25 protein-coding genes are annotated in these 13,749 nt (G+C 65.7%); all 25 read left to right on the top strand.

What is annotated here, in order from left to right; translation table 11 throughout:
- Positions 1-32 precede the first annotated feature (32 nt).
- Entirely contained in the window at positions 33-869 is an 837-nt protein-coding gene (gene rplB / locus ACZ3OF_RS12655; protein ID WP_361445385.1) for a 50S ribosomal protein L2, read from the top strand.
- Positions 870-881: 12 nt separating this feature from the next.
- On the top strand, positions 882-1,163 hold the full coding sequence (gene rpsS / locus ACZ3OF_RS12650; protein WP_019888752.1) for a 30S ribosomal protein S19: 282 nt from the start codon (positions 882-884) through the stop codon (positions 1,161-1,163).
- Positions 1,164-1,205: 42 nt separating this feature from the next.
- Positions 1,206-1,553, top strand: coding sequence for a 50S ribosomal protein L22 (gene rplV / locus ACZ3OF_RS12645; protein ID WP_041662774.1), 348 nt, complete (start codon positions 1,206-1,208; stop codon positions 1,551-1,553).
- Complete coding sequence (gene rpsC / locus ACZ3OF_RS12640; protein WP_260229395.1) at positions 1,553-2,389, top strand: 30S ribosomal protein S3; 837 nt, start codon at positions 1,553-1,555, stop codon at positions 2,387-2,389. Before rplV ends, rpsC begins: the two co-directional genes overlap by 1 nt.
- 5 nt (positions 2,390-2,394) lie before the next feature.
- Positions 2,395-2,814, top strand: a complete 420-nt coding sequence (gene rplP, locus ACZ3OF_RS12635; RefSeq protein ID WP_015035580.1) for a 50S ribosomal protein L16 — start codon at positions 2,395-2,397, stop codon at positions 2,812-2,814.
- Entirely contained in the window at positions 2,814-3,038 is a 225-nt protein-coding gene (gene rpmC / locus ACZ3OF_RS12630) for a 50S ribosomal protein L29 (RefSeq protein WP_361445390.1), read from the top strand. Before rplP ends, rpmC begins: the two co-directional genes overlap by 1 nt.
- On the top strand, positions 3,038-3,319 hold the full coding sequence (gene rpsQ / locus ACZ3OF_RS12625; protein WP_260229394.1) for a 30S ribosomal protein S17: 282 nt from the start codon (positions 3,038-3,040) through the stop codon (positions 3,317-3,319). Before rpmC ends, rpsQ begins: the two co-directional genes overlap by 1 nt.
- A 97-nt stretch (positions 3,320-3,416) precedes the next feature.
- Positions 3,417-3,785: a 50S ribosomal protein L14 gene (rplN, locus tag ACZ3OF_RS12620; protein WP_003956455.1), complete on the top strand. Its 369-nt coding sequence runs from the start codon at positions 3,417-3,419 to the stop codon at positions 3,783-3,785.
- Positions 3,786-3,787: 2 nt separating this feature from the next.
- The gene (gene rplX, locus ACZ3OF_RS12615) at positions 3,788-4,099 is read left to right on the top strand and encodes a 50S ribosomal protein L24 (protein WP_015035583.1); all 312 of its coding nucleotides are present in this window, start codon (positions 3,788-3,790) and stop codon (positions 4,097-4,099) included.
- Positions 4,099-4,656, top strand: a complete 558-nt coding sequence (rplE, locus tag ACZ3OF_RS12610; protein WP_260229393.1) for a 50S ribosomal protein L5 — start codon at positions 4,099-4,101, stop codon at positions 4,654-4,656. The genes rplX and rplE overlap by 1 nt, the downstream gene beginning before the upstream one ends.
- A gap of 5 nt (positions 4,657-4,661) precedes the next feature.
- Complete coding sequence (locus ACZ3OF_RS12605; RefSeq protein WP_003948630.1) at positions 4,662-4,847, top strand: type Z 30S ribosomal protein S14; 186 nt, start codon at positions 4,662-4,664, stop codon at positions 4,845-4,847.
- A 209-nt stretch (positions 4,848-5,056) separates the two neighbouring features.
- Positions 5,057-5,455: a 30S ribosomal protein S8 gene (rpsH, locus tag ACZ3OF_RS12600; protein ID WP_158989430.1), complete on the top strand. Its 399-nt coding sequence runs from the start codon at positions 5,057-5,059 to the stop codon at positions 5,453-5,455.
- A 21-nt stretch (positions 5,456-5,476) separates the two neighbouring features.
- Positions 5,477-6,016 carry a 50S ribosomal protein L6 gene (gene rplF, locus ACZ3OF_RS12595; RefSeq protein ID WP_361667570.1) on the top strand — a complete coding sequence of 180 codons (540 nt, stop codon included), beginning with the start codon at positions 5,477-5,479 and terminating at the stop codon, positions 6,014-6,016.
- Positions 6,017-6,019: 3 nt separating this feature from the next.
- On the top strand, positions 6,020-6,403 hold the full coding sequence (rplR, locus tag ACZ3OF_RS12590; RefSeq protein WP_352188391.1) for a 50S ribosomal protein L18: 384 nt from the start codon (positions 6,020-6,022) through the stop codon (positions 6,401-6,403).
- A 46-nt stretch (positions 6,404-6,449) separates the two neighbouring features.
- Positions 6,450-7,052, top strand: a complete 603-nt coding sequence (gene rpsE, locus ACZ3OF_RS12585; protein ID WP_015035588.1) for a 30S ribosomal protein S5 — start codon at positions 6,450-6,452, stop codon at positions 7,050-7,052.
- Positions 7,052-7,234, top strand: coding sequence for a 50S ribosomal protein L30 (rpmD, locus tag ACZ3OF_RS12580; RefSeq protein WP_005313525.1), 183 nt, complete (start codon positions 7,052-7,054; stop codon positions 7,232-7,234). Before rpsE ends, rpmD begins: the two co-directional genes overlap by 1 nt.
- 1 nt (position 7,235) lies before the next feature.
- Positions 7,236-7,691 carry a 50S ribosomal protein L15 gene (gene rplO, locus ACZ3OF_RS12575; RefSeq protein ID WP_361445400.1) on the top strand — a complete coding sequence of 152 codons (456 nt, stop codon included), beginning with the start codon at positions 7,236-7,238 and terminating at the stop codon, positions 7,689-7,691.
- Between the two features lie 212 nt (positions 7,692-7,903).
- Positions 7,904-9,223: a preprotein translocase subunit SecY gene (gene secY, locus ACZ3OF_RS12570; RefSeq protein WP_361445403.1), complete on the top strand. Its 1,320-nt coding sequence runs from the start codon at positions 7,904-7,906 to the stop codon at positions 9,221-9,223.
- Positions 9,223-9,870 (top strand): adenylate kinase, encoded by a 648-nt coding sequence (locus tag ACZ3OF_RS12565; RefSeq protein ID WP_361667572.1) that lies wholly within the window; start codon positions 9,223-9,225, stop codon positions 9,868-9,870. Before secY ends, ACZ3OF_RS12565 begins: the two co-directional genes overlap by 1 nt.
- Before the next feature lie 96 nt (positions 9,871-9,966).
- The gene (gene map / locus ACZ3OF_RS12560; protein ID WP_361667575.1) at positions 9,967-10,803 is read left to right on the top strand and encodes a type I methionyl aminopeptidase; all 837 of its coding nucleotides are present in this window, start codon (positions 9,967-9,969) and stop codon (positions 10,801-10,803) included.
- Positions 10,804-10,975: 172 nt separating this feature from the next.
- Positions 10,976-11,197, top strand: a complete 222-nt coding sequence (gene infA, locus ACZ3OF_RS12555; RefSeq protein WP_003956442.1) for a translation initiation factor IF-1 — start codon at positions 10,976-10,978, stop codon at positions 11,195-11,197.
- Between the two features lie 62 nt (positions 11,198-11,259).
- A complete protein-coding gene (gene rpmJ / locus ACZ3OF_RS12550) occupies positions 11,260-11,373 on the top strand; it encodes a 50S ribosomal protein L36 (protein WP_003956441.1) in 114 nt (37 codons plus the stop codon).
- Positions 11,374-11,558: 185 nt separating this feature from the next.
- Positions 11,559-11,939, top strand: coding sequence for a 30S ribosomal protein S13 (rpsM, locus tag ACZ3OF_RS12545; protein ID WP_005313488.1), 381 nt, complete (start codon positions 11,559-11,561; stop codon positions 11,937-11,939).
- 66 nt (positions 11,940-12,005) lie between these two features.
- Positions 12,006-12,410 carry a 30S ribosomal protein S11 gene (gene rpsK / locus ACZ3OF_RS12540; protein WP_003956432.1) on the top strand — a complete coding sequence of 135 codons (405 nt, stop codon included), beginning with the start codon at positions 12,006-12,008 and terminating at the stop codon, positions 12,408-12,410.
- A gap of 149 nt (positions 12,411-12,559) precedes the next feature.
- Positions 12,560-13,582 (top strand): DNA-directed RNA polymerase subunit alpha, encoded by a 1,023-nt coding sequence (locus tag ACZ3OF_RS12535; protein WP_003966937.1) that lies wholly within the window; start codon positions 12,560-12,562, stop codon positions 13,580-13,582.
- Positions 13,583-13,749: the final 167 nt, after the last annotated feature.

Raw genomic sequence — 13,749 nt, 5'->3', positions numbered from 1 at the left:
CGAGTCGTCCGGAATCGGACGAGGACTGAGAAATGGGAATCCGCAAGTACAAGCCGACTACGCCGGGCCGCCGTGGCTCCTCCGTAGCCGACTTCGTCGAGATCACGCGGTCCACGCCGGAGAAGTCGCTGGTCCGCCCGCTGCACAGCAAGGGTGGCCGTAACAACACCGGTCGTGTGACCGTCCGTCACCAGGGCGGTGGCCACAAGCGCGCCTACCGCGTGATCGACTTCCGTCGTCACGACAAGGACGGCGTGCCGGCCAAGGTCGCTCACATCGAGTACGACCCGAACCGCACCGCTCGCATCGCGCTGCTCCACTACGCGGACGGCGAGAAGCGCTACATCATTGCCCCGCGCGGTCTCTCGCAGGGCGACCGGGTTGAGAACGGCCCCACGGCCGACATCAAGCCCGGCAACAACCTGGCCCTCCGCAACATCCCGGTCGGTACCACGATCCACGCGATCGAGCTCCGTCCCGGCGGTGGCGCCAAGTTCGCCCGTTCCGCGGGTGCCTCCGTGCAGCTGCTGGCGAAGGAGGGCACGATGGCCCACCTTCGTATGCCTTCCGGTGAGATCCGTCTGGTCGATGCCCGCTGCCGCGCCACCATTGGCGAGGTCGGCAACGCCGAGCAGTCGAACATCAACTGGGGTAAGGCCGGCCGCAAGCGCTGGCTGGGCGTTCGCCCGACCGTTCGCGGTGTGGCGATGAACCCGGTCGACCACCCGCACGGTGGTGGTGAGGGCAAGACCTCCGGTGGTCGCCACCCGGTCTCCCCGTGGGGTCAGAAGGAGGGTCGTACTCGCTCGCCGAAGAAGGCTTCGAGCAAGTACATCGTCCGCCGCCGCAAGACGAACAAGAAGCGCTAGGAGCGGGTTTAGATGCCGCGCAGTCTCAAGAAGGGGCCCTTCGTCGACGACCACCTCGTAAAGAAGGTGGACGCCCAGAACGAAGCCGGCACCAAGAACGTCATCAAGACCTGGTCCCGTCGCTCGATGATCATCCCGGCCATGCTCGGCCACACGATCGCGGTGCACAACGGCAAGACCCACATTCCGGTGTTTGTCACCGAGTCGATGGTCGGCCACAAGCTCGGCGAGTTCTCGCCGACGCGCACCTTCCGGGGTCACGTGAAGGACGACCGGAAGTCGAAGCGCCGCTAGTAGCGGGGTGGAATGACCATGACAGACACTGGAAGGACAACCATGGAAGCCAGGGCCCAGGCGCGGTACATCCGCGTTACGCCCATGAAGGCCCGCCGTGTGGTGGACCTTATCCGTGGCATGGATGCCACGGAGGCTCAGGCGGTCCTGCGTTTCGCCCCGCAGGCCGCGAGCGTGCCGGTCGGCAAGGTGCTTGACAGCGCCATCGCCAACGCCGCGCACAACTACGACCACAGTGACGCCTCTTCGCTGTACATCAGCGAGGCGTTCGTGGATGAGGGCCCGACCCTGAAGCGGTTCCGTCCGCGTGCTCAGGGCCGTGCCTACCGGATCCGTAAGCGGACCAGCCACATCACCGTGGTCGTCAGCAGCAAGGAAGGAACCCGGTAATGGGCCAGAAGGTTAACCCGCATGGGTTCCGGCTCGGCATCACCACGGACTTCAAGTCCCGCTGGTACGCCGACAAGCTGTACAAGGACTACGTCAAGGAAGACGTCGCCATCCGTCGGATGATGACGTCCGGCATGGAGCGCGCCGGCATCTCGAAGGTTGAGATCGAGCGCACCCGTGACCGCGTGCGGGTGGACATCCACACCGCGCGTCCCGGCATCGTCATCGGCCGCCGTGGCGCCGAGGCCGACCGCATCCGCGGCGACCTCGAGAAGCTCACGGGCAAGCAGGTCCAGCTGAACATCCTCGAGGTCAAGAACCCCGAGATGGACGCTCAGCTGGTTGCTCAGGCCGTTGCCGAGCAGCTCTCCTCCCGCGTCTCCTTCCGTCGCGCCATGCGTAAGAGCATGCAGGGCACGATGAAGGCCGGCGCCAAGGGCATCAAGATCCAGTGCGGCGGTCGCCTCGGCGGCGCCGAGATGTCCCGCTCGGAGTTCTACCGCGAGGGCCGTGTGCCCCTGCACACGCTCCGCGCGAACGTCGACTACGGCTTCTTCGAGGCCAAGACGACCTTCGGCCGCATCGGTGTGAAGGTCTGGATCTACAAGGGCGATGTCAAGAACATCGCCGAGGTCCGCGCCGAGAACGCAGCGGCCCGTGCGGGTAACCGCCCGGCCCGTGGCGCCGGTGACCGTCCGGCCGGTGGCCGCGGTGGTCGCGGTGGCGAGCGTGGCGGTCGCGGTCGCAAGCCGCAGCAGGCTCAGGCTGCCGAGGCCCCCAAGGCCGACGCTCCCGCCGCCGCTCCGGCTGCTGAGAGCACCGGAACGGAGGCCTGACCGAAATGCTGATCCCCCGTAGGGTCAAGCACCGCAAGCAGCACCACCCGAAGCGCAGCGGTATGTCCAAGGGTGGTACGCAGGTTGCGTTCGGCGAGTACGGCATTCAGGCCCTCACTCCGGCGTACGTGACCAACCGCCAGATCGAGGCGGCTCGTATCGCGATGACCCGCCACATCAAGCGTGGCGGCAAGGTCTGGATCAACATCTACCCGGACCGCCCGCTGACCAAGAAGCCTGCCGAGACCCGCATGGGTTCCGGTAAGGGTTCGCCGGAGTGGTGGATCGCGAACGTCAAGCCCGGTCGGGTGATGTTCGAGCTGTCCTACCCGAACGAGAAGATCGCGCGCGAGGCCCTGACCCGTGCGGCCCACAAGCTGCCGATGAAGTGCAAGATCGTTAAGCGCGAAGCAGGTGAGCTGTGATGACCGCCGGTACCAAGGCGTCCGAGCTGCGCGAGCTGGGCAACGAGGAGCTTGTCGCCAAGCTCCGCGAGGCCAAGGAAGAGCTGTTCAACCTCCGCTTCCAGGCGGCGACCGGTCAGCTCGAGAACCACGGTCGGCTCAAGTCCGTCCGTAAGGACATCGCCCGGATCTACACCCTGATGCGTGAGCGCGAGCTGGGCATCGAGACGGTGGAGAACGCCTGATGAGCGAGAGCAATGTGACTGAGAAGACCGAGCGCAACGCTCGTAAGGTCCGTGAGGGCCTGGTCGTCAGCGACAAGATGGACAAGACCGTCGTCGTCGCCGTCGAGGACCGCGTCAAGCACGCGCTGTACGGCAAGGTCATCCGCCGTACGAACAAGCTCAAGGCTCACGACGAGCAGAACGCTGCCGGCGTCGGCGACCGCGTCCTCCTGATGGAGACCCGGAAGCTGTCGTCGACGAAGCACTGGCGCGTCATCGAGATCCTCGAGAAGGCCAAGTAATCACTTGAAGGGGTAACCCTTCGAGTTCGTTCCGCCAGGCTCGGCAGGGGCACCTCGGTGCCCCTGCCGGGAACCGGCAGACAATCAGGAGATAGACGTGATCCAGCAGGAGTCGCGACTGCGTGTCGCCGACAACACTGGTGCCAAGGAGATCCTTTGCATCCGTGTTCTCGGTGGTTCCGGTCGCCGCTACGCGGGCATCGGTGACGTCATCGTCGCCACCGTCAAGGACGCGATCCCCGGTGGCAACGTGAAGAAGGGTGACGTCGTCAAGGCGGTCATCGTTCGCACCGTCAAGGAGCGCCGCCGCCAGGACGGCTCGTACATCCGCTTCGACGAGAACGCCGCTGTCATTCTCAAGAACGACGGCGACCCTCGCGGCACCCGTATCTTCGGCCCGGTGGGCCGTGAGCTGCGCGAGAAGAAGTTCATGAAGATCATCTCGCTCGCGCCGGAGGTGCTGTAAGCATGAAGATCAAGAAGGGCGACCTGGTCCAGGTCATCACCGGTAAGGACAAGGGCAAGCAGGGCAAGGTCATCACGGCCTTCCCCCGCGAGAACCGTGTTCTGGTCGAGGGTGTCAACCGGGTCAAGAAGCACACCAAGGCCGGCCCGTCGCAGGCCGGTGGCATCGTCACGACCGAGGCGCCGGTCCACGTCTCCAACGTCCAGCTGGTCGTTGAGAAGGACGGCAAGAAGGTCGTCACGCGCGTCGGTTACCGCTTCGACGACGAGGGCAACAAGATCCGCGTTGCCAAGCGGACGGGTGAGGACATCTGATGGCTACCACCACCACTCCGCGTCTCAAGACGAAGTACCGCGAGGAGATCGCGGGCAAGCTGCGTGAGGAGTTCTCCTACGAGAACGTCATGCAGATCCCCGGCCTCGTCAAGGTCGTGGTCAACATGGGTGTGGGCGACGCCGCCCGCGACTCCAAGCTGATCGAGGGCGCCATCCGCGACCTCACCACGATCACCGGTCAGAAGCCGGCCGTCACCAAGGCTCGCAAGTCCATCGCGCAGTTCAAGCTGCGTGAGGGCCAGCCGATCGGTGCGCACGTCACCCTCCGTGGCGACCGCATGTGGGAGTTCCTGGACCGCACCCTGTCGCTCGCGCTTCCGCGCATCCGCGACTTCCGTGGTCTGTCCCCCAAGCAGTTCGACGGGCGTGGCAACTACACCTTCGGTCTCACGGAGCAGGTCATGTTCCACGAGATCGACCAGGACAAGATCGACCGTGTCCGGGGTATGGACATCACCGTGGTGACCACGGCGACCAACGACGCTGAGGGCCGCGCCCTTCTCCGTCACCTCGGCTTCCCGTTCAAGGAGGCGTAAGCGAGATGGCGAAGAAGGCTCTCATCGCGAAGGCTGCCCGCAAGCCCAAGTTCGGCGTGCGCGGCTACACGCGCTGCCAGCGCTGTGGTCGTCCCCACTCCGTGTACCGCAAGTTCGGCCTGTGCCGCGTGTGCCTTCGTGAGATGGCTCACCGTGGCGAGCTGCCGGGCGTGACCAAGAGCTCCTGGTAATCCCCCACTTAAGGGATTCCGGAGTCTCTCGGTAAGCACTGGGTCGGCGGAGGCCCACCCCCGCATGCCGTAGGCTTGTGGGGTTGGGCGTCCGCCGCCCGTACGACTTACTACGCCGTAGGTCCCCGCGCCGCACCCGTCCCGCCCCTGTGTGGGGAGAGGGATGGCGCATACAGGAAACCCCGGCGAGAGAGGCCGAAGGCCAATTCATGACCATGACTGATCCCATCGCAGACATGCTCACGCGTCTGCGTAACGCGAACTCGGCGTACCACGACTCCGTGTCGATGCCGCACAGCAAGATCAAGTCTCACATCGCGGAAATCCTCCAGCAGGAGGGCTTCATCACGGGCTGGAAGGTCGAGGACGCCGAGGTCGGCAAGAACCTCGTCCTCGAGCTCAAGTTCGGTCCGAACCGTGAGCGCTCCATCGCGGGCATCAAGCGGATCTCGAAGCCGGGCCTCCGGGTTTACGCGAAGTCCACCAACCTGCCGAAGGTTCTCGGCGGCCTGGGCGTGGCGATCATCTCCACGTCCCACGGTCTCCTGACCGGCCAGCAGGCAGGCAAGAAGGGCGTAGGTGGGGAAGTCCTCGCCTACGTCTGGTAGTCGGGAACGGAGGAATAGCTAATGTCGCGTATTGGCAAGCTGCCTATCCAGGTTCCCGCCGGCGTGGACGTCACCATCGAGGGTCGCTCGGTCACGGTCAAGGGTTCCAAGGGCACCCTGACCCACACCGTTGCCGCGCCGATCGAGATCGTTAAGGGCGAGGACGGCGTTCTCAACGTCACCCGTCCGAACGACGAGCGTCAGAACAAGGCCCTCCACGGCCTGTCCCGCACGCTGGTGGCCAACATGATCACCGGTGTGACCCAGGGTTACGTGAAGGCGCTCGAGATCAGCGGTGTCGGTTACCGCGTTGCCGCGAAGGGCTCCAACCTGGAGTTCCAGCTCGGCTACAGCCACCCGATCCTGGTGGAGGCGCCCGAGGGCATCTCCTTCAAGGTCGAGTCGCCGACCAAGTTCTCGGTCGAGGGCATCGACAAGCAGAAGGTCGGCGAGGTCGCGGCGAACATCCGCAAGCTGCGGAAGCCCGACCCGTACAAGGCCAAGGGCGTCAAGTACGCCGGCGAGGTCATCCGCCGCAAGGTCGGAAAGGCTGGTAAGTAAGCCATGGCATACGGTGTGAAGATCGCCAAGGGCGACGCTTACAAGCGTGCGGCCAAGGCCCGCCGTCACATCCGCATCCGCAAGAACGTGTCGGGTACGGCGGAGCGTCCGCGCCTCGTCGTGACGCGTTCGAACCGCGGTATCACCGCTCAGGTCATCGACGACCTCAAGGGTCACACCCTTGCGTCCGCGTCGAACCTGGACGCGTCGATCCGCGGTGGCGAGGGTGACAAGTCGTCGCAGGCCAAGCAGGTCGGCGCGCTCGTCGCCGAGCGCGCCAAGGCCGCGGGTGTCGAGGCTGTCGTGTTCGACCGTGGTGGCAACAGGTACGCCGGGCGCATTGCCGCTCTGGCTGACGCCGCCCGCGAAGCCGGGCTGAAGTTCTAAGCCCCGGTTCCGGGACTAACGGACGTAACAGAGAGAGGTAAATCCAATGGCTGGACCCCAGCGCCGCGGAAGCGGTGCCGGTGGCGGCGAGCGGCGGGACCGGAAGGGCCGCGACGGTGGCGCTGCCGCCGAGAAGACCGCGTACGTTGAGCGCGTTGTCGCGATCAACCGCGTCGCCAAGGTTGTCAAGGGTGGTCGTCGTTTCTCCTTCACCGCGCTGGTCGTGGTGGGTGACGGTGACGGCACCGTAGGTGTCGGTTACGGCAAGGCCAAGGAAGTTCCCGCGGCCATCGCCAAGGGTGTCGAGGAAGCCAAGAAGAACTTCTTCAAGGTTCCGCGCATCCAGGGCACCATCCCTCACCCGATCCAGGGCGAGAAGGCCGCGGGCGTCGTCCTGCTCAAGCCGGCTTCCCCCGGTACCGGTGTTATCGCCGGTGGCCCGGTGCGTGCCGTGCTCGAGTGCGCCGGCGTTCACGACATCCTGTCGAAGTCGCTCGGCTCCGACAACGCGATCAACATCGTGCACGCGACCGTGGAGGCCCTGAAGGGCCTGCAGCGTCCCGAGGAGATCGCGGCTCGCCGTGGTCTGCCCCTCGAGGACGTCGCCCCCGCGGCTCTGCTTCGTGCTCGTGCGGGAGCGGGTGCGTAATGGCCCGCCTCAAGATCACGCAGACGAAGTCGTACATCGGCAGCAAGCAGAACCACCGCGACACCCTGCGTTCGCTCGGGCTCAAGCGCCTGAACGACGTGGTCGTCAAGGAGGACCGCCCCGAGTTCCGCGGAATGGTGCACACCGTCCGCCACCTCGTGACGGTCGAGGAGGTCGACTGACATGGCGGAGAACAACCCGCTGAAGGTCCACAACCTCCGTCCCGCCCCGGGCGCCAAGACCGCCAAGACCCGTGTGGGTCGTGGTGAGGCGTCGAAGGGTAAGACGGCCGGTCGTGGTACGAAGGGCACCAAGGCCCGTTACCAGGTTCCGGAGCGCTTCGAGGGTGGGCAGATGCCCCTCCACATGCGTCTCCCGAAGCTCAAGGGCTTCAAGAACCCGTTCCGCACCGAGTACCAGGTCGTGAACCTGGACAAGCTGGCCGCGCTCTACCCGCAGGGTGGCGAGGTCACGGTGGCCGATCTGGTCGCCAAGGGTGCGGTTCGTAAGAACCAGCTCGTCAAGGTGCTCGGCGCCGGCGAGGTCTCCGTGGCGCTGCAGGTGACGGTCGACGCCGTCTCCGGCTCCGCCAAGGAGAAGATCGCCGCCGCCGGCGGCACCGTCACCGAGCTCGTCTGAGACGACTCGATGGCTTGAACATCCGACCGGGGATGCCTCCCAAAAGGGGCATCCCCGGTTGGTCGTTCCTAGGGGGGCATGGTCGCCGGTAAGGTGGCGTGCACGTCTATGCTCCGTGCGGTATGCCCGCACGGTTTTCATGACCGGTATCTATTCGTCGAACCTCAAGACCGTCACCTCTGGCGCATGGCGCGGGGGTCGCAGGAGGCACCGTGCTCACCGCGTTCGCCCGGGCGTTCAAGACGCCCGACCTGCGCAAGAAGCTGCTCTTCACGCTCGGCATCATCGTGCTGTACCGGCTCGGGGCACACATCCCCGTGCCCGGTGTCAGTTACCAGGCCGTACAGCAGTGTGTGGACCAGGCGAGCCAGGGCAACAACTCCCTGTTCGGCCTGGTGAACATGTTCAGTGGCGGAGCGCTGCTGCAGATCACCATCTTCGCGCTCGGCATCATGCCGTACATCACGGCGAGCATCATCCTGCAGCTGCTGACCGTCGTGATTCCGCGCCTCGAGGCCCTCAAGAAGGAGGGGCAGTCGGGCACGGCCAAGATCACGCAGTACACGCGTTATCTGACGATCGCGCTCGCCATCCTCCAGGGCACCGGTCTCGTCGCGACGGCCCGCACCGGCGCGCTCTTCAGCGGCTGCACGGTGGCCAACCAGGTCGTCCCCGACCAGTCGATCTTCGTGACCGCCACCATGGTCATCACGATGACCGCCGGTACCGCCGTCGTCATGTGGCTCGGTGAGCTCATCACCGACCGCGGCATCGGCAACGGCATGTCGATCCTGATGTTCATCTCGATCGCCGCCGGCTTCCCGGGCGCCCTGTGGGCCATCAAGGAGAGCGGCAAGCTCGCCAAGGGCTGGATCGAGTTCGGCACCGTCATCCTCATCGGCTTCGTGATGGTGGCCCTCGTCGTCTTCGTCGAGCAGGCCCAGCGTCGCATCCCGGTGCAGTACGCGAAGCGGATGATCGGCCGCAGGTCCTACGGCGGAACGTCCACTTATATCCCTCTCAAGGTGAACCAGGCAGGTGTGATTCCTGTCATCTTCGCCTCGTCGCTGCTCTACATCCCGGCCTTGATCGCTCAGTTCTCGAGCTCCACCGCAGGGTGGAAGACCTGGATCGAAGCCCACTTCGTCAAGGGTGACCACCCCTACTACATCGCTACGTACTTCCTCCTGATCGTGTTCTTCGCCTTCTTCTACGTGGCGATCTCGTTCAACCCCGAGGAAGTCGCGGACAACATGAAGAAGTATGGTGGCTTCATCCCGGGTATCCGGGCTGGTCGACCTACTGCCGAGTATCTGAGCTACGTGCTCAACCGGATCACTTGGCCGGGCTCGCTGTATCTGGGTCTGATCGCTCTTGTGCCGACGATGGCGTTGGCAGGCTTCGGCGGTGCCAATGCCAACTTCCCCTTCGGTGGGACGAGCATCCTCATCATCGTGGGTGTGGGGCTGGAGACCGTGAAGCAGATCGAGAGCCAGCTCCAGCAGCGCAATTACGAAGGGTTCCTCCGCTGATGCGAATCGTCCTCGTCGGACCGCCCGGGGCCGGCAAGGGTACGCAGGCTGCGTTCCTTGCCAAGAACCTGGACATTCCGCACATCTCCACCGGTGACCTGTTCCGTGCCAACATCTCGCAGGGCACGGAGCTGGGCGTGAAGGCCAAGGCGTACATGGACGCCGGCGACCTCGTGCCCGACGAGGTGACCATCGGGATGGCCAAGGACCGCATGGAGCAGGCCGACGCCGCCAACGGCTTCCTGCTCGACGGGTTCCCGCGGAACGTGGCCCAGGCCGAGGCGCTCGATGTGGTGCTCAAGGCCGAGGACATGCAGCTGGACGCAGTCCTGGACCTGGAGGTCCCCGAGGACGAGGTCGTGAAGCGGATCGCGGGTCGCCGTATCTGCCGCAACGACAGCGCGCACGTCTTCCACGTCACGTACACCCCGCCGAAGGCCGAGGGCGTGTGCGACGTGTGTGGCGGCGAGCTCTACCAGCGCGACGACGACTCCGAGGAGACCGTCCGCCGGCGCCTGGAGGTCTACCACACGCAGACCGAGCCGATCATCGACTACTACCGGGCGCAGAACCTGGTCGTGACGATCTCGGCGCTCGGCAAGGTGGACGAGGTCACCGCGAGGGCGATGGCAGCGCTCAAGAAGTAACCCTGGTTCGTACGACACGGCCGCGGTGCCCCTCGGGGGCGCCGCGGCCGTATCGTTGTTCTGTCCCGTGTACTCGCAAGGAAGGCCCCCGTCACGATGGTGCAGATCAAGACCCCCGAGCAGATCGCGAAGATGCGCGAGGCCGGGCTGGTCGTAGCCGCCATCCACGCGGCCACGCGTGAGGCCGCCGTGCCGGGTGCCACGACGAAGGACCTGGACGAGGTCGCGCGGAAGGTGATCGCGGACCACGGGGCGAAGTCGAACTTCCTCGGGTACGGCGGGTTCCCCGCGACGATCTGCACCTCGGTGAACGAGGTCGTCGTCCACGGCATCCCGGACGAGAAGACCGTCCTCAAGGACGGCGACATCATCTCCATCGACGCGGGCGCGATCGTCGACGGCTGGCACGGCGACGCGGCGTACACGGCGTTCGTGGGCTCGGGTCACGCCCCGGAGCTGATCGAGCTCTCCCGGGTCACCGAGGAGTCGATGTGGGCCGGCATCGCCGCGATGAAGAACGGCAACCGGCTCGTGGACGTCTCGCGGGCGATCGAGACGTACATCCGCCGCCAGCCGAAGCCGGGCGGCGGCAAGTACGGCATCGTCGAGGACTACGGCGGCCACGGCATCGGCACCGAGATGCACATGGACCCGCACCTGCTGAACTACGTCTCCCGCAAGCGCGGCAAGGGCCCGAAGCTGGTGCCCGGCTTCTGCCTGGCGATCGAGCCGATGGTCTCGCTCGGCACGCCGCGCACGGAGGTCCTGGAGGACGACTGGACGGTCGTCTCCACGGACGGCACCTGGTCCTCGCACTGGGAGCACTCGGTGGCCCTGACGGAGGAAGGCCCCCTGGTCCTGACGGCCCCCGACGGCGGCAAGGCGAAGCTGGCCGAGCTGGGCGTGGTGGCGGCGCCGGACCCCCTGGCGTAGGCGGGCCGTACTGCGGCGTGGCTGCTTGCGTAAGGATCTTCTCCGGTGGGCAAACTTCCCGGATTCGTCTTTTCCAGGGCCCTGACGTAGACTGATGCGTCGGCTCTCGTGTACCCGTGTGCCCGCACACGGATCGAGAGTCGATCAAGGTAGCCGATTCGAAAGGCGAAGCGTGGCCAAGAAGCAAGGTGCCATCGAAATCGAGGGCACCGTGATCGAGTCCCTCCCGAACGCCATGTTCAAGGTGGAGCTCCAGAACGGTCACAAGGTCCTCGCGCACATCTCCGGCAAGATGCGGATGCACTACATCCGAATCCTTCCGGACGACCGGGTCGTCGTGGAGCTCTCTCCGTACGACCTGACGCGTGGCCGGATCGTCTACCGGTACAAGTAGATCTTGCCCGCACCCCGGCTCCGCCGCGGGTGGTGGCACTGACCCGGAGAACCTCACATCCCATGAAGGTCAAGCCGAGCGTCAAGAAGATCTGCGACAAGTGCAAGGTGATCCGCCGTCACGGCCGGGTCATGGTCATCTGCGACAACCTGCGCCACAAGCAGCGCCAGGGCTGACGCACGCCGACCGACCTGCACCCGCAGTTCTTCGCGCGACGCAAGTAATTCGTACATACGCAGAGCCCGCCCAGCCCGCAAGGGTCGGCGGCACCTCCGGCGGGGGCCGGGGACCTGATTCGTACCTCATACGGCGGCTCAGGAGCGGCTTTGCGGAAGACCCCCGAACACACAGGAGCCATTGAATGGCACGCGTTTCCGGTGTTGACATCCCGCGCGAAAAGCGTGTGGAGATCGCACTCACCTACGTCTTCGGTATCGGGCGTACCCGTTCCAAGGAGATTCTCGCCTCCACCGGCGTGAACCCCAACACCCGCGTTCGTGACCTGGCCGAAGAGGACCTGGTCAAGATCCGCGAGTACGTGGACGCCAACCTCCAGACCGAGGGTGACCTCCGCCGCGAGATCCAGGGCGACATCCGCCGCAAGATCGAGATCCAGTGCTACCAGGGCATCCGCCACCGTCGTGGCCTGCCCGTGCACGGTCAGCGCACCAGCACGAACGCCCGTACCCGCAAGGGCCCGCGTCGCGCGATCGCCGGTAAGAAGAAGCCGGGCAAGAAGTAGTCCTCAGCGGACGCTTGACCAAGCGGTCTTCGCTGTAGGACCGACCACCTCCCGTAGGAGTTATAGATGCCCCCCAAGGGTCGTCAGGGCGCTGCCAAGAAGGTGCGCCGCAAGGAAAAGAAGAACGTCGCTCACGGCCACGCGCACATCAAGAGCACGTTCAACAACACGATCGTCTCGATCACGGACCCCTCGGGCAACGTGATCTCCTGGGCCTCCGCCGGCCACGTCGGCTTCAAGGGCTCGCGCAAGTCCACCCCGTTCGCCGCGCAGATGGCCGCCGAGTCGGCCGCTCGCCGCGCGCAGGAGCACGGCATGCGCAAGGTCGACGTCTTCGTCAAGGGTCCCGGCTCCGGCCGTGAGACCGCGATCCGTTCCCTCCAGGCCACGGGCCTCGAGGTCGGTTCGATCCAGGACGTCACCCCCACGCCGCACAACGGCTGCCGTCCGCCGAAGCGTCGTCGCGTCTGACGCTCTGCGTCTGACGTACGACCGGCAACGGTTGTTCTGAGGGATGGGCGGTACGGCTCTTCGGAGGCGTGCCGCCCGTACCCTTGCAGTACGAGAAGTACCCGTCGGGCGTCAAATAGTGGGCGTCCACGACTGAAGGAACAGACACCATGCTGATCGCTCAGCGTCCCTCGCTGACCGAAGAGGTCGTCGACGAATTCCGCTCGCGGTTCGTCATCGAGCCCCTGGAGCCGGGCTTCGGCTACACGCTCGGCAACAGCCTCCGCCGTACGCTCCTCTCCTCGATCCCGGGTGCGGCGGTCACGTCCATCCGTATCGACGGTGTCCTGCACGAGTTCACCACCGTGCCGGGCGTCAAGGAGGACGTCACCGACCTCATCCTGAACATCAAGCAGCTGGTCGTCTCCTCGGAGCACGACGAGCCGGTCGTGATGTACCTGCGCAAGCAGGGTCCCGGCCTGGTCACCGCTGCTGACATCGCCCCGCCGGCCGGTGTCGAGGTGCACAACCCCGACCTGGTGCTCGCCACGCTGAACGGCAAGGGCAAGCTGGAGATGGAGCTGACCGTCGAGCGCGGTCGCGGCTACGTCTCCGCCGTGCAGAACAAGCAGGTGGGCCAGGAGATCGGCCGTATCCCGGTCGACTCCATCTACTCGCCGGTGCTCAAGGTCACGTACAAGGTCGAGGCGACCCGTGTCGAGCAGCGCACCGACTTCGACAAGCTGATCGTCGACGTCGAGACCAAGCAGGCCATGCGGCCGCGCGACGCCATGGCGTCCGCCGGTAAGACGCTGGTCGAGCTGTTCGGTCTGGCGCGCGAGCTCAACATCGACGCCGAGGGCATCGACATGGGCCCGTCCCCCACGGACGCCGCCCTCGCCGCCGACCTGGCGCTGCCGATCGAGGAGCTCGAGCTCACCGTTCGTTCGTACAACTGCCTCAAGCGTGAGGGCATCCACTCCGTGGGTGAGCTCGTGGCGCGCTCCGAGGCCGACCTGCTCGACATCCGCAACTTCGGTGCGAAGTCGATCGACGAGGTCAAGGCGAAGCTGGCCGGCATGGGCCTGGCCCTCAAGGACAGCCCGCCCGGATTCGACCCGACCGCCGCCGCGGACGCCTTCGGCGCCGACGACGACGCGGACGCGGGCTTCGTCGAGACCGAGCAGTACTAAGAGCTCGGGCCGTTCCGGTCCGTACTTCGGGTGCGGGTGCGCTGTGCTTGATCGCGCAGTTCCCCGCGCCCCTTCCGGGCGCCCCCTACGGGGGCAGCCCGGATCTCCGATGGGCGACCGCCCGCTCGGACACTGACACCGGTACCTCATACGGCCGGTGCAGATCA

Source organism: Streptomyces sp. NPDC022552, assembly GCF_055561875.1.
The sequence above is the reverse complement of the archived record's forward strand: the minus strand, read 5'-3'. Positions and strand labels throughout refer to the sequence as shown.